This window comes from Faecalibacterium sp. 3, assembly GCF_048323735.1.
Taxonomy (GTDB): Bacteria; Bacillota; Clostridia; order Oscillospirales; family Ruminococcaceae; genus Faecalibacterium; species Faecalibacterium wellingii.
Window position 1 is genome coordinate 1 of the sequence record NZ_JBLWFN010000004.1, and the last position, 13,730, is coordinate 13,730.

The window sequence follows — 13,730 nt, forward strand, 5'->3', positions numbered from 1 at the left end:
TTCAATTTTCAAGGGACGGGATAGCTTGAGGGCTGCTTTGAACGCTTGCCGAAGCTATGGCTGTATTGTAACCGATGCGGAACGAAATGAACAGGAACTCAGAGTTCACAATTTTTGAGGAAAATAGGAAGTATTGTTCCTGTTTCTCGATGAGCCGTCAAAAATATATTTCTTGACTTTATGTAAGAAATGAAGTATCTTACTCGTAAGAAACTAACTTACGAGTATATAAATTCGATAAATACACTTTGGGGAGGAAACAAACTACCACTACTACATTTTCTCGAAAGGCGGATTTACGGACGGGCTCCTTCAGGCACAGGAACGCGGAGAAGTACAGCTGCTTACCCTTGCCGATATTTTTTGAGTAACACAAGAAACGCTCTTGTCGGTGTAAAACTGGCAGGAGCGTTTCTTGTTGAAGTGATTATAAAAGACCTTTGATTTTTTCAAGATGATCTATAGCGGCTTGCAGTTCATTTTGAAACTGATCCCTAGAAGGGTCTCGGCCCAAAAGAAGATAATCCATACTGACATGGAAGTATTCTGCAATATCGATCAGGATTTTTACAGAGCCATTGGAGCTTCCCCTTTCAAGATCGCCGAGGTGTCGATGGGAAACACCAAGTTTTTCAGCAAGTTTTTCCTGCGATAACTTCGCATTTGTACGCAAAGTAAAAATACGGTTACCAATAGCATTCGGATCAAAACTCATGTGTGACCTCCAAATTTTCGATAAAGCGTGAGAAGTCGAAAACTCGGAGTTGCTACGGATATCTAGCCGCTTGGGGCATCCACGAAAAACGGACAAACATAAAGCCTGCTCCTTTTTACGGGAGCAGGCTTCCTGAAGGCTAAAAAAATAGCCGGACAACAACCAACTGAGGAATCTTCAAAGAAAATCTCTCAATCAGCTGTTGCCCGGCTATTTGGAGCACGTTTCATACATTGCCTTGCGGCAATGGCCCGTTGCTCGGAGCGAACAGTCCATATTCAGGGTGCAATGCACCCGTATTTGTTAAAATGACTGGAAAATCACCGGCATCTAAATGCCAGATCAAGTCTCAGGGTTTCTTTGCATCTATTGCACTTCACTTGTAGTATACCTGAACACCCCTCGATTTTTTGGTATAACTTATTTCCACAAACAGGGCAAAATCTCCAGCCTATGCTAAATTCTGCCTGCTGTGTAGTAGTCGGTGCTTTACCGGCAAAGGGACGGTTCTTTAACTGAATCATATTCATTCTCCAAATCGCATGATGTCCAATGGATGGCAGTGGATGGGTTTGCCTTTTATAACCTGCATCTGCTGCAGTCTGATCCTGATTGCAGACCAAGAAACCCCAATCCGTCGAGCCATCTCCAGAATTTTTTCATAGTTAGGGTCAGACACTGATTTGTACAGAATCCCATTTGGCAGAGTCAACGCTACACGTTCTATTTCGGCATTGATCAGAAATGTTGGCATCAGCAGCTCTGCTGCAAGGGCATCCGCCTGCCATTCTTCCCACGAGGGCTTTCCGTTTCGTTCCCGATAGGCAATGTGCCCACGGCACTTGACTGCTTTTCCGTAGTCGTTCGGAAACAGATCAGCCAAAATCTGATGTGCTGCTTCATGCGCTATTGTGAAATTCCGGCATCCAGTGCATCTGTCTGCCGCAAGAGCAGAATCGATTACGATATCCCTCGGCATAAATACTTCAACAAGCTTTGTTCCATCCTCAAGGGTTGCTGTGAAGCTACATCTCTGGAAAACCGTTAATCCAAGGATGTGACCATCGCTACACAGCGGCAACATCTTCAGGTTCAGTCCAAGAACAGAATTTGCAAACTGCTCTGGGTTAATAGGAGCGGGGTCATTTTTGCTTATCCCGAAGAGTGCATAGTACATTTCAATATATTTGCCTGCTATGCACGAAAGTTCTGCACGCGATAAGTATCTTGCCATTATGAAGCCCTACCTTCTGATGTGGCACAGTAGGCTTCCACGAACCACTTGCCCTTTTCAAGCCAAAGATTCCGCTTCTGCCCGCAAATCAGGCAGGTGAAGCAATGTCCTTTCACGCCAAAACGTGATGTACCGTGCTTGACTGCCAAGACACGATCAATTCCATAAGTGCGAGTCTTGTCATAGTTTATGGCAAGAGGACGGATCTTGCCGTCAGGAGTAAAACGAACATCAACTTCGACGTATCTTTTCTCACGGCGAAGGTTGTAATCACCACACATCAGAATTCCTCCTTTTTGCAGATTTATCAGAACGCAGCGTGCATTACTTGCGAATCATACTGCGTGCCACGAGCTGTTTTTCGTTTAACAGAGGAACGGACACTGTATGCTTTTTCCACTCATCCATAGAGCAGGTTACTGCTTTGCACAGACGGCATTTTGTCCAGCCGTCGGTTGCATCAAGATCTACATCATAGTTCATGGTTCCGCACATCGGGCATCTTACATTTTCTTTTCTCATATTATCACCTCTCAAAAACGCCAAATACACACGATTTCGGTCCAGAATTAACACCAAAAAGCTGTTATTTGTGGATTTGATTCGATTATACGCCCACTTTATGGAGATGTCAATTACGCATTTGTCGCTATTTTGGAGATTTCTTGTTGATTTCTTATGTTTTCTATACTATAATAGAGCTACCGGATCACAAAGGAGTGTTCTTGCTATGAAAAAGAAAACTGCGCTCACCAAAATGCACATAGCCCCATCTACGGTGTGCTATGATGCAGTCGCCGCAAGGGATAGTAATGAGGTTGGTCTGATTCTCGCAGCTGTACGAAAAAGGAATGGTTATTCACTTGTAACTTTCTCCGAACTTCTCCGCCACTATGGCGTCGATGTCAGTGATAAGGGAATCAGTAAATGGGAAAAAGGATACACCACTCCCAGCATCTACCAACTGGTTGCAATCTGCCACGCATTGAACATCAAGGAAGGACCTTCCTACTTTACAAAGACCTTTCAGAAACCCGCCCTTCTAAATGCCATCGGGCAAAAAAAAGTCGCCGAGTACGAAATGGACTTGATTGCATCTCGGCGCTACCAGCCAGGCACAGAAGAGCCTGCGAAAATCGACTGCATAACGATGCCAGTATCAGAGTTGCCAGTATCGGCAGGTCTAGGAGCTTTTCTTGAAGGTGAAATGTTCCAGCAGATACAGGTGCCTGCCAGTAGCGTTCCGGCAGGGACTGAGTTTGGGATATACGTTAGTGGCGATAGTATGGAGCCGCGTTATCATGACGGACAAATCGTATGGGTGAAGCGCTGCGAAGAACTTGAATGCGGAGATATCGGGATATTCGTATATGATGACTGCGGATATCTGAAAAAATACGATGAACATACCCCAGACAAGTCCCAAGCAGAGCTCCTTACCGACAGCTATGGCGTGGTGCATAACCAACCGGTTTTGGTTTCTCTTAACACCAAATATTCGCCGATCCTTATATCTCCAGAGCAAAGATTTGAGATCGTTGGAAAAGTTTTGAACTAAAAAGATGGGAGGGATTTTCGTGGATACGATCAAGCGTGTTCAGGATTTGATGCAAGAGCGTGATATGAATCTATGTGTGTTGACAAAAAAATGCGGGATATCGTACTCCACAATCCAAAGTACTGCCCGTCGAGGAGGGCAGTTAAGCGTAGAGACGATTGAAAGAATTTGTCAGGGTTTGGGAATTACATTAAAAGACTTTTTCGATTCTTCATATTTGTAAATATGGCAGAAAAAAGCCGTTCACCGAGCTAGAAAACCTGTGCGGTGAACGGCTTTAATATTGCTTCTATTTATTCCCAATAGCATTCACGCATCAAGATGTAGCAGTCATTTTATATGTGGTTCTGACAACAAAAAGAAGTGGAAGTATTCCTATGTTGGAATGCTCCCACTCTTTAGGGATCACAATTCTTGAGTTCTCAGTGCATTTTCAAGCATTTGACGATAATCTTCACAAACCTTTTGGGGTGTGCCATAATAACTCGTGATGAATTCAGTTGCCTTAAATTCATACGAGCAGTGACACGACCAACTGGATTCAGAGGATGAATACATACAGGAGGTTCTAGTATGAACAAATTGATTTCCTGCCACTATAACATGGACACTAACCGGGTGGAAGCCCGGTTCGAGGATGGCACTACCCTTGCCATCGACTGCATCGCCGTGGAGGACGAATACGGCAACACCCCGGCACAGCGGGCAGAACTAGACTGGCTGCTGTACAATAAACCGCTGGAGTACGCACAGATGGTGCTGAGAGGGGAGATTGAGCATTATCTCTCGCTTGGTTGCGACCATGGAAGATTGGAAGATTGATTGACAAGGTTACATAACAGTTAACACAGCTTGCATTTGCCCTGCAATTTTTCAGAATGGAACGCCCCAAGGGCATCCGGTCTATATCCGGCAGATTTTTCATAAAGAATCTGCCGGGTATTTTTGTTTGTCATACCTATTGCAATTCTGACTATTTGGAATATACTTGTAAGTATCAAATTATTTCACTGTATGAGGACATCCGCACCAAACTTATCCAGTCCGGTGTAATAAAATGCAGAGAATAAAAGACAAAATTGGTATGTTCCACGAAATTTAGGGAGAAAACTGAGCAAGTAGGAAGGCGGAATATATATGAAACAAGATACTTTAGAGGGCAAAGCAAAAACAAAAAATGGGGTAAAACGGCTGTGTTTTTCCATAATCTGCATTCTTCTGGAAGTGATTTTTATTATTACTATCGTAACACGCTTGAATGAATATGCAGAAGTCATAAATTTATTTACAAGGATTTTGAGTGGGATCTTGGTTTTGGGATTGTACGCATCAAATAAGACATCCTCTATGAAAATGCCTTGGGTCATCTTAATTCTAATTTTCCCAATTATGGGTGTAGGCCTGTATTTGTTGATTGGTTTGAATGGTGGCACACATAAAATGCGTGAGCGGTATGCAGAAATTGATAGCAAATTGTTACCAATGCTTCCGGACAGTCAGGAGTGTTTGAGCAGAATAAAAGAAACAATTCCGAAAGCAGGAAATATAGCAAGTTACATACAAAGAAATTCGCAGTATCCAATCTATCAGAATACGGATATTGTGTATTTTGATGAAGCAGTGAAAGGATTAGAGGCACAGCTTAAGGATTTGGAGAAAGCACAAAAGTTTATCTTTATGGAATATCATGCGATAGAAGACGCTGAAGCATGGCATAAGATTCAAGATGTTCTGGAAGAGCGAGTAAAAGCAGGTGTGGAAGTTAGAGTATTCTACGATGATATGGGTTCTATAGGCTTTATTAACACAGATTTTGTGAAAAAAATGGAGACAATAGGAATTCATTGCCGTGTATTCAATCCGTTTATGCCAGGTTTAAATCTGTTTTTGAACAATCGTGATCATAGAAAAATAACAGTTATTGATGGAAAAGTCGGATTTACAGGTGGATATAATCTAGCAAACGAATATTTTAATTACACACACCCGTATGGACAGTGGAAAGATACAGGTATTCGTTTAGAAGGAGATGCTGTTCAGTCGCTTACAGTGACATTTTTAGAAATGTGGAATGCTGTTAGTGAAAAAGCTACGAATGATACTGATTTTAGTAAATACATTATTCATTACGATTATAAAGCACAGCAAACAGGTTTTGTTCAGCCTTATGCAGACAGTCCTATGGATAATGAGCAGGTCGGAGAAGAAGTTTATATCAGTATGATAAATAAAGCTGAAAAATATTGTTGGTTTATGACTCCATATCTAATCATAACAGATGAAATGACGCATGCGTTATGTCTGGCTGCTAAGCGAGGGGTAGACGTAAGAATTATCACACCTGGTATCCCTGATAAAAAATTCATTTATAGTGTAACTCGTTCTTTTTATCATGGATTAGTTAAACATGGTGTTCGTGTTTATGAGTGGACTCCTGGTTTCTGTCATGCAAAAATGAGTGTGGCAGATGACTGTATGGCAACTTGTGGAACAATTAATTTGGATTATCGAAGTTTATATCACCATTTTGAAAACGGCTGTTTTATGGCAGATTGTCAGGCAGTTGTGGAAATAAAAAATGATCTGATAAGAACGATGGGAGAATGTCGTGATGTGACAGACCAATATCAAACCGGACGAAGTGCATATTTGCGACTGGGACAATTATTTATGAGATTATTTGCTGGATTGCTATAAGAATCTGATGATACGACCTTTCAAAAAACAGTTGATTTAGAAGTCAACTGTTTTTGAAAGGCCGTTTTTGCTATATCTAACAGTCTGTTGTACAAAGAAGATTTTGCATGGATGAAAAAACAAACCTTGTTGAGGTTAAATTGAGTTTTCTATTGTATTGTATTGCTAATGAATAAGAATAAGAAATAAAAAGGAATCAAGTGATGTACAATGAAAAAGCATAAAATATGTAAAATCCTTCTTGTTATACTGGCAATTTTTTTATGTGTGGCTTTTTATGAATTGCTCGGAATCTGTGTTGCATATAAAAAGCAGCCGAAAGTGTCCAATACAACCAAAAAAGAAACAAAAAATGGGTCATGGAACGAATGCAGTGAAAATACAGAACGGGCAGTAATCATAGAAAAGAATCCAGAAGCGCTTTTACAAAGAGTGCGTTTGATCAAGAATGCAAAAAAGGAAATTATTCTTTCTACTTTTGCATTTCAATCCGATGAAAGTGGAAAATTGATCTTAGGAGCACTGCATGATGCGGCAGACAGAGGTGTACATATTCGTCTGTTAGTAGATGGAATGGAGAGCTGGATTGATATGGAAGGAAATCCGTATTTCTATGGATTATCTTCCCATGAGAATGTTGAAATTAAACTGTATAATAAGGCCAATCCGTTGAAACCGTGGAAAATAATGGGTAGAATGCATGATAAATATTTGATTGCAGATGGAAAGAGATATATTCTTGGGGGAAGAAATACATACAATTATTTCCTGGGTGATTTTCCGGGACATAAAAACTATGACAGAGACGTGTTAGTGGTTTGCGATGAACCTGAGAAAGAAAATTCAGTTAACCAGTTGTTAGAGTATTTTGAAACGATATGGGAACAAGAAGACAGTGATTATTTTCATGACAATAAAAAACTGGCAAATAGAAAATCTGTAAAGAACGCAGTTTTAGAGCTGCAGAACGGCTATCAGAAATATTTTGAAGAGAATAAGGAAAGAATCTGCGATACCGATTACACGGACGAAACTTTTGAGACAGAAAAGATTGCATTAGTGTCAAATCCTATTCACACAGGTTCCAAAGAACCAGTAGTGTGGTATCAGTTGGGAGAATTGATGAAAAATGCAAAAAATCGTGTGAAGATCCACACGCCATATATTATCTGTAATGATATGATGTATAATACATGGGAGGAGATTGCAGAGAACGTTTCAGATTTTTCTATCATGACAAATTCAGTTGCGAATAATGGGAATCCATTTGGGGCTGCCGATTATGCGAAAAACAGAAATAGAATCTTAAGTACAGGAATTAATATCTGGGAATATGAAGGCGGTTATTCATACCACGGAAAAAGTATTCTGATTGACGATGATCTGTCTGTAATCGGTTCCTTTAATATGGACATGAGAAGTGCATATCTGGATACGGAACTGATGCTTGTAATTCGCAGTAAAGATATTAATAAACAGTTGGAAGAGGGCATGATGGACTATGAAAGAGTGTCCCGCCAGGTATTGGAAGATGGAACCTATCGTGATCCATATCATGTAGAGCCAATCGAATTAACAAAGAAACGTCAGAGAAAAATATTTTTGGTACAGCATCTGCTTGGATGGGCAAGGTATCTGTTTTAATAAGGAGGAAGGAAAACGTGTTTCAAATATTGATTGTAGAAGATGATAAAGAATTAAGCCAGCTATTCCAAAAAGTGCTTGAGAAGAATGGATATCAAGTCAAAAGTGCATCGGATGGAGCACAGGCATTAGAAGTATTGGTTAAGGAATATATTGATCTGATCATTTCTGATATTATGATGCCGGTTATGGATGGTTATGAACTGGTGTCGGAACTCCGTTCAGCAGGATATCAGATACCTGTACTTATGATCACTGCGAAAGGTTCCTTTGATGATATGCGCCAGGGATTTCTTTCGGGAAGTGACGATTATATGGTAAAACCGGTAAATGTGAATGAAATGGTTTTAAGAGTCGGAGCACTGCTTCGCCGTGCACAGATACTGAATGAACACAAAATTGTGATCGGTTCAACAGAGTTTGATTATGATGCAATGACGGTTACAACTGATAAGGAAAGTCTTGTTTTGCCTAAAAAAGAATTCCTGCTTTTATATAAGCTTGCAGCTTCGCCAGGCAGAATATTTACAAAACAACAGTTGATGGATGAAGTATGGGGATACGAGACGGAGGCAGACCCACATACGATAGAGGTACATATAGGAAGAATCAGGGAGCGTTTGAAAGATAACCCTGATTTTGAAATCGTAACAATGCGTGGAATTGGATACAAGGTGGTGAAAAAATAATGGAACAAAAGAAAGAAAAAGGATTGCGGATCCGATCCTGTCTGACTGGTGCAATCTGGCTGGCACTTGTATTTTCAACAGTCATATCTGCGTTATTATTTGCTTTTTTGAATCATTTTTTTAATCTGCCGGGCAGCATACCTGTGCTTGGCTGGCTTTTGATTTTCAATACATTGATTGCAGGGCTGATCACTTCCTTTATTAATGCAAAGTTACTGGAACCAATTACAAGACTTAGTAAAGCAATGAAGGAAGTTTCTCGGGGAGATTTTGAACAGCATTTGGAAACGAACAGCCGTATAGCAGAAGTTGGAGAATCTTATCAAAGTTTTAACGTTATGACAAAAGAACTTCGTGCAACAGAGGTGCTGCAGATGGATTTTGTATCTGATGTTTCTCATGAGTTTAAGACCCCGATTAATGCCATTGAAGGATATACAATGCTGCTTCAGGGAGAAGAACTGTCTCCGGATCAAGAGGAATATGTAGAAAAAATCTTATTTAACACCCAAAGACTTTCCGGATTGGTTGGTAATATTTTGCTGTTATCCAAGTTAGAGAATCAGAATATACCAATGAAAAAAACAGAATATCGTCTGGATGAACAGATCCGCCAGGCAGTTCTTTCATTGGAAACAAAATGGACAGAAAAAGAAATTGGTTTTCAGGTAGAATTGGAGGAAGTTAAATATACTGCGAATGAAGGACTTTTTATGCATATCTGGATAAATCTTTTAGATAATGCGATTAAGTTCAGCCCTTCAAAGGGGACAATTACGATGTTTCTGAAACAAGAACAGGATTCTGTTAAGTTCATTCTGGAAGATGAAGGACCAGGAATAGAGGATGATGTAAAATCCAGAATATTTGACAAGTTCTATCAGGTAGATGGATCTCATAAAGCAGAAGGAAATGGCCTAGGTCTTGCACTTGTAAAACGGATTGTAGATAGTGCCGGAGGAACAATCAAAGCAGAAAACCGTGAATATGGTGGATGCAGATTTGTTATAGAGCTGCCAAAGCAGAAAGATGAGATTATCTAGTTTTAAGATAAATTAGAAGATGGGAGGATTTATATGACATTTTATCAGGAGTTGCAGTTAAATCAGGCAGGTTCTAAAAACCTGTTGAAAAAGAGTGAAACACTAAAAGAAAAACTATATCATATGTGGGTATATCTGGTGAAGATAGCTGCTACAATGGCATTTTGTTTTTTCTTTGTTAGTATTTTCAGCATCCTATTTGGAAATGAGAACAGCATTGTAGGTGTAGTAGTCTTATTATGTCTCATGGTGTTTAGGAATGCGGATCTGGGGATCCACACCGGACAATCTACGATGCTTTTGGCTTTGTTCTTTGTAATTATGACTGTATGTCCGCATTTAGCAAATCAGTTTTCACCGGTATTGGGAATGCTGTTAAATATTGCGGCACTGGCTGTGTTGATTCTGTTCGGATGCCATAATCCATCCATGTTTAATCAATCTACATTGGTTCTTGGGTATCTGCTGCTATATGGTTATGATGTTACGGGAAAAAGCTATCAGATGCGATTAGTCGGAATGGCTTTAGGTGCAGCACTTACCTGCTTCGTATTTTATCGAAATCATAAAAACAGAACTTATAAAAGAAATCTGAAAGATCTGATACAAGAATTTGATATCACTTCTTCCAGAACAAAATGGCAGCTATGTCAGATTTTATGCGTACCGATTGTCCTTTGCATTGCAGAACTTTGTAATATGCCACGTGCAATGTGGGCTGGTATTGCGGCCATGTCCGTGATTTTGCCGTCTATGGAAGATATGCACTACAGAGTCCGTAAAAGGATTGTCGGAAATATTGCAGGTGTTATATGTTTTACAGTATTATATTTTCTGCTTCCTTCGTCAATCTATGCATATATAGGAATTCTTGGTGGAATCGGTGTAGGATTTTCAGCACAATATGGCTGGCAGGCAGTATTTAACACATTTGGTGCTTTAGCCATTGCTGCAGAGACATATGGACTACAAGGAGCGGTTAGTCTTAGAGTGAGTCAAAATGTTTTTGGTGTTGTGTTTGCTTTAGCATTTTGTGTTATGTTTTATTGGTTTATGCCTAAAAAAAAGGAAAGTGAGGTGACCGTACATGCAGAGTGAAGTGAATCAGGAAGAAAATTTGAATACCACTGATTTTGACGAGCACTTCGCTAAAATTTCGTCCTATATTGTGGACACATTGCACGGCGTTCCACTTGAGATGAACGAGGATGAAAAAGAACAATTTCGCATACAAGTTATTTCAAATCAGTATGCAGAACGTTTGCTAAGTGAAGCCGAAAAGACAGAAACGTATAGAGGTTTATCAAAAATTGATATTCTCCATACAGTTTCTATCCCTCAACTGGCTAGAACAATCCCACTTAAAGGTTTGAATCTCAGTTTAGAAAAATACAGAATGCCGGATGGTGTAATAATAGAGGTTGAGAGTTCGTCACATTATTTGGGGTCATTTAGTGAGAAAAATGATTCTTCCACAAATTGGATAGAAAAGATCATGGAGGGTGTCGGTATTCACTAGATGGATTCTCAAGAAGCATATGCACGAAAGTTCTGCACGCGATAAGTATCTTGCCATTATGAAGCCCTACCTTCTGATGTGGCACAGTAGCAGTTGAAAACAGCTCAGGTTACCTATTGCAATTCTGACTATTTGGAATATACTTGTAAGTATCAAATTATTTCACTGTATGGGAGGAAATTATTATGGCAAGACCCAAGGGAAGCAAGAATAAGGCTCGTACTGTAAAGGCCAGCGTTGATTATGCAGCCGTCGTTGCAGAAAAGACCGCTGAAAAGGAAAAAATCGAATCTGAGGTTGCTACGCTGACTGCAAATCTCGATGATCTGAAAACGCAGCTGAAAGCCAAGAAAGCAGAATTGAAAGCCGCCACCAAGGAACTTGCCAAAGCCGAAAACAAAAAAGCTGCCGCCGAAGCAAAGGCAGCAGAAGAAGCAAAGAAGGGCGAAGCAGAAGATGTGCTGAAGAAGCTGCTTGCCAGCGGTATGACGGCTGAAGAAATCCTTGCAAAGCTCCAGTAATGCAATATGATGAACTGGACAAGCTGCTGAAGTAAAGGAAGGGGCTGTTGCACACGGATAAAAGCCGGTGCAACAGCCTCTTTTTCATTCATGCTGCAATTTTTTCAGCGTTTCAAACGTATCTAAATTAAAGTGGCGTATCATATTCCTTTTCACACATACTTGCCATTTTCAGACAGGAGGTTGCTTTTATGAAAATATCTGCCGACTATCGTATGCTCGCTCTCGATGCTCTGCGCGGAAAATGGAAAACTGCTGTTCTGACAGGTATTGCCGCCAGTGCGCTCGGTGCTACCATTGTGAGCAGTTCCAACAGTGTCGTTTCCAATTCCAATCAGGCAAAGGACATTCATTTTAACCTGTTCGCCCAGCCAAACGGCGGTCGGCTGCTTGCTGTTTTGCTTGTCGGCATTGGTCTGTGGGCAATCCTCCAACTGATCGTGGGCGGTGCAGTTCAACTGGGATATGCTCATTTTAATCTGAACCTTGTAGATGGAAATGATGCTGCCATCTCGGACTTGTTCTCTCAGAAAGATCGTCTGTGGGATGGCTTCTGCATGAAATTCCTGCAGGGTCTGTACATCGCCCTCTGGTCGCTGCTGTTGGTGATTCCGGGAATCGTGAAAACATACAGCTATGCGATGACACCTTACATCATGTCCGAACATCCTTCGTTGACTGCAAATGAAGCGATCACAGAATCCCGGCGGATTATGGACGGCAACAAATGGCGGCTGTTCTGTCTGGATTTCAGCTTCATTGGCTGGGAGCTGCTCTGTTCGTTGCCACTGTATGCCGGGGGTTTTCTGGTTCTCAAATATTTCACCGGTTCAGAGGCTATGGCGATTTCTCTTTTTCTTCTGCTGACAATTCCATTGAGCATTGGCTTCTTTTTTGTACGCCCCTATGAGGAAGCTGCATGGGCCACTTTCTACCGCGATATTACCGCAGCACCTACCGAACCGGATGAAGCATACTGACTTTTATACTATTTCGCAGATGTGACCGGATTTTCGAGGTGATCTGCGTATGGATAAGAAACCTGACCGTTCCGAAATAATTGCAATGACCCTCTTATTTGCTTTAACGCTGGTGCTTACGGTATTAAAAGTGACGAGAACGGTTTCACTGACTTGGTTGTGGGTGCTGGGTCCGCTTTGGCTTGGCACATATCGGTACCGTGATTAGGGCTGCTTGCGCTGGGAGATTTCTCCCAGCGTTTTTTATTCCTCGGAGATGCCGAGATATTGGTCGATCTCCATGATACCCTCCCCACTGACCTCCACCAGATCTTCAAAGGGCACTACGGTGTCGCCCACCTGCAAGGTGCGGAACACCGGGTCGATGCGGTCTGCCTTGCCAGTCAGGGTGACGTAGTTGCCCACTGCGGGAATCTCCGGGTGGGCGGTATCCTCCTTGAAGTACCGCACCGTGATGGTCATGCCCTTGGTGACCTGCATCAGCCGATCGGACAGAGCCGACATTTCTTCCTCGGTCAAAATGCGCTTGGTCACCCGCTCGGTGCGCTGTTTTTCTGCGGCAAGCTGCTCATCATAATACTGCTTCTATTTATCCTTTGGCAATCTCCAGATAAACGCTAAAATGGAGCATCTACTGCACATCCTAACTTAATATGCACTGAATAAAAGAAAAAGCCTTATATTTCAATCCATAGAGGCCAATCTGTGGTATAATTGGAGCAAGAGAACTGGCAAAAATCCAGCAAAAACCTTGTACCTGGAGGGCAGCTATGTATCGTTACAGCAATGGCCAGATCAGCTTGGCGGATTAATTGAGTATCTAATGCAGCAGGAGACCATCCTCCGGAAATGTGAGGCAGTGCTGGATCTACCGTCCGTGTATGAGAAAATGGTGCAGTTGTGCAGCAAAGAAGATAGTCGTCCGCCCCTCGCCCCAGTGTTCATCGTAAAGTACCTGCTGGTGAGTTTCCTGTACAGCAAACCATCGAACCGGCAGATCGGGCAGCGCACCCCTTCACCTCAAAGCTAACGAAGCTAATGAACTGCACGCTGCCACCAGCCTTCAGTACCTCCATCACAACTGCGACGTGGACGTTCAGTGCCGCCTCCCTGTCCTTTCTTCGTCAGGC

Annotated in this window: 16 protein-coding genes; 11 read left to right on the plus strand and 5 right to left on the minus strand. The window is 41.6% G+C overall.

Annotation, left to right across the window (positions count from 1 at the left end):
* Positions 1 to 427 precede the first annotated feature (427 nt).
* From ACNSPV_RS14150 to ACNSPV_RS14165, 4 genes are all read right to left on the minus strand, one after another.
* The gene (locus tag ACNSPV_RS14150) at positions 428 to 715 is read right to left on the minus strand and encodes a helix-turn-helix domain-containing protein (RefSeq protein ID WP_005928332.1); all 288 of its coding nucleotides are present in this window, start codon (positions 713 to 715) and stop codon (positions 428 to 430) included.
* A gap of 526 nt (positions 716 to 1,241) precedes the next feature.
* The gene (locus ACNSPV_RS14155; RefSeq protein ID WP_348585044.1) at positions 1,242 to 1,949 is read right to left on the minus strand and encodes an ImmA/IrrE family metallo-endopeptidase; all 708 of its coding nucleotides are present in this window, start codon (positions 1,947 to 1,949) and stop codon (positions 1,242 to 1,244) included.
* A complete protein-coding gene (locus ACNSPV_RS14160) occupies positions 1,949 to 2,230 on the minus strand; it encodes a hypothetical protein (protein ID WP_005928337.1) in 282 nt (93 codons plus the stop codon). The genes ACNSPV_RS14155 and ACNSPV_RS14160 overlap by 1 nt, the downstream gene beginning before the upstream one ends.
* A 43-nt stretch (positions 2,231 to 2,273) precedes the next feature.
* Positions 2,274 to 2,471: a hypothetical protein gene (locus ACNSPV_RS14165; RefSeq protein WP_005928340.1), complete on the minus strand. Its 198-nt coding sequence runs from the start codon at positions 2,469 to 2,471 to the stop codon at positions 2,274 to 2,276.
* Between the two features lie 208 nt (positions 2,472 to 2,679).
* Here ACNSPV_RS14165 and ACNSPV_RS14170 point away from each other — a divergent pair, with 208 nt between their 5' ends.
* The 11 genes from ACNSPV_RS14170 to ACNSPV_RS14220 all read left to right on the plus strand — a co-directional run bounded on the left by ACNSPV_RS14170 (position 2,680) and on the right by ACNSPV_RS14220 (position 12,600).
* Complete coding sequence (locus tag ACNSPV_RS14170; RefSeq protein ID WP_348585045.1) at positions 2,680 to 3,507, plus strand: XRE family transcriptional regulator; 828 nt, start codon at positions 2,680 to 2,682, stop codon at positions 3,505 to 3,507.
* 19 nt (positions 3,508 to 3,526) lie between these two features.
* Positions 3,527 to 3,730, plus strand: coding sequence for a helix-turn-helix domain-containing protein (locus tag ACNSPV_RS14175; RefSeq protein ID WP_242821978.1), 204 nt, complete (start codon positions 3,527 to 3,529; stop codon positions 3,728 to 3,730).
* Positions 3,731 to 4,080: 350 nt separating this feature from the next.
* Positions 4,081 to 4,329 (plus strand): DUF6061 family protein, encoded by a 249-nt coding sequence (locus ACNSPV_RS14180; RefSeq protein WP_113992750.1) that lies wholly within the window; start codon positions 4,081 to 4,083, stop codon positions 4,327 to 4,329.
* Between the two features lie 315 nt (positions 4,330 to 4,644).
* Positions 4,645 to 6,204: a cardiolipin synthase gene (gene cls / locus ACNSPV_RS14185; protein WP_113992749.1), complete on the plus strand. Its 1,560-nt coding sequence runs from the start codon at positions 4,645 to 4,647 to the stop codon at positions 6,202 to 6,204.
* Positions 6,205 to 6,414: 210 nt separating this feature from the next.
* Entirely contained in the window at positions 6,415 to 7,848 is a 1,434-nt protein-coding gene (locus ACNSPV_RS14190) for a phospholipase D family protein (protein WP_348585046.1), read from the plus strand.
* Positions 7,827 to 8,537 (plus strand): response regulator transcription factor, encoded by a 711-nt coding sequence (locus tag ACNSPV_RS14195; protein ID WP_005946428.1) that lies wholly within the window; start codon positions 7,827 to 7,829, stop codon positions 8,535 to 8,537. The genes ACNSPV_RS14190 and ACNSPV_RS14195 overlap by 22 nt, the downstream gene beginning before the upstream one ends.
* A complete protein-coding gene (locus tag ACNSPV_RS14200) occupies positions 8,537 to 9,580 on the plus strand; it encodes a HAMP domain-containing sensor histidine kinase (protein ID WP_005929825.1) in 1,044 nt (347 codons plus the stop codon). Before ACNSPV_RS14195 ends, ACNSPV_RS14200 begins: the two co-directional genes overlap by 1 nt.
* Positions 9,581 to 9,613: 33 nt before the next feature.
* On the plus strand, positions 9,614 to 10,678 hold the full coding sequence (locus ACNSPV_RS14205) for an FUSC family protein (protein WP_249253799.1): 1,065 nt from the start codon (positions 9,614 to 9,616) through the stop codon (positions 10,676 to 10,678).
* Positions 10,668 to 11,099, plus strand: a complete 432-nt coding sequence (locus ACNSPV_RS14210) for a hypothetical protein (protein WP_348585047.1) — start codon at positions 10,668 to 10,670, stop codon at positions 11,097 to 11,099. Before ACNSPV_RS14205 ends, ACNSPV_RS14210 begins: the two co-directional genes overlap by 11 nt.
* 185 nt (positions 11,100 to 11,284) lie before the next feature.
* Positions 11,285 to 11,620, plus strand: a complete 336-nt coding sequence (locus ACNSPV_RS14215; RefSeq protein WP_097778743.1) for a hypothetical protein — start codon at positions 11,285 to 11,287, stop codon at positions 11,618 to 11,620.
* Between the two features lie 191 nt (positions 11,621 to 11,811).
* On the plus strand, positions 11,812 to 12,600 hold the full coding sequence (locus ACNSPV_RS14220) for a DUF975 family protein (protein WP_055185889.1): 789 nt from the start codon (positions 11,812 to 11,814) through the stop codon (positions 12,598 to 12,600).
* Between the two features lie 243 nt (positions 12,601 to 12,843).
* On the opposite strand, the gene ACNSPV_RS14225 is transcribed toward ACNSPV_RS14220, so the two are convergent.
* Positions 12,844 to 13,134, minus strand: a complete 291-nt coding sequence (locus tag ACNSPV_RS14225) for a hypothetical protein (protein WP_243112049.1) — start codon at positions 13,132 to 13,134, stop codon at positions 12,844 to 12,846.
* Positions 13,135 to 13,730 lie beyond the last annotated feature (596 nt).

Excerpts from the sequence above, each read along its gene's own strand:
- ACNSPV_RS14150 (WP_005928332.1), bottom strand. The coding sequence starts at position 715 with ATGAGTTTTGATCCGAATGCTATTGGTAACCGTATTTTTACTTTGCGT.
- ACNSPV_RS14155 (WP_348585044.1), bottom strand. The coding sequence starts at position 1,949 with ATGGCAAGATACTTATCGCGTGCAGAACTTTCGTGCATAGCAGGCAAA.
- ACNSPV_RS14160 (WP_005928337.1), bottom strand. The coding sequence starts at position 2,230 with ATGTGTGGTGATTACAACCTTCGCCGTGAGAAAAGATACGTCGAAGTT.
- ACNSPV_RS14165 (WP_005928340.1), bottom strand. The coding sequence starts at position 2,471 with ATGAGAAAAGAAAATGTAAGATGCCCGATGTGCGGAACCATGAACTAT.
- ACNSPV_RS14170 (WP_348585045.1), top strand. The coding sequence starts at position 2,680 with ATGAAAAAGAAAACTGCGCTCACCAAAATGCACATAGCCCCATCTACG.
- ACNSPV_RS14180 (WP_113992750.1), top strand. The coding sequence starts at position 4,081 with ATGAACAAATTGATTTCCTGCCACTATAACATGGACACTAACCGGGTG.
- cls (WP_113992749.1), top strand. The coding sequence starts at position 4,645 with ATGAAACAAGATACTTTAGAGGGCAAAGCAAAAACAAAAAATGGGGTA.
- ACNSPV_RS14190 (WP_348585046.1), top strand. The coding sequence starts at position 6,415 with ATGAAAAAGCATAAAATATGTAAAATCCTTCTTGTTATACTGGCAATT.
- ACNSPV_RS14195 (WP_005946428.1), top strand. The coding sequence starts at position 7,827 with ATGGGCAAGGTATCTGTTTTAATAAGGAGGAAGGAAAACGTGTTTCAA.
- ACNSPV_RS14200 (WP_005929825.1), top strand. The coding sequence starts at position 8,537 with ATGGAACAAAAGAAAGAAAAAGGATTGCGGATCCGATCCTGTCTGACT.
- ACNSPV_RS14205 (WP_249253799.1), top strand. The coding sequence starts at position 9,614 with ATGACATTTTATCAGGAGTTGCAGTTAAATCAGGCAGGTTCTAAAAAC.
- ACNSPV_RS14210 (WP_348585047.1), top strand. The coding sequence starts at position 10,668 with ATGCAGAGTGAAGTGAATCAGGAAGAAAATTTGAATACCACTGATTTT.
- ACNSPV_RS14215 (WP_097778743.1), top strand. The coding sequence starts at position 11,285 with ATGGCAAGACCCAAGGGAAGCAAGAATAAGGCTCGTACTGTAAAGGCC.
- ACNSPV_RS14220 (WP_055185889.1), top strand. The coding sequence starts at position 11,812 with ATGAAAATATCTGCCGACTATCGTATGCTCGCTCTCGATGCTCTGCGC.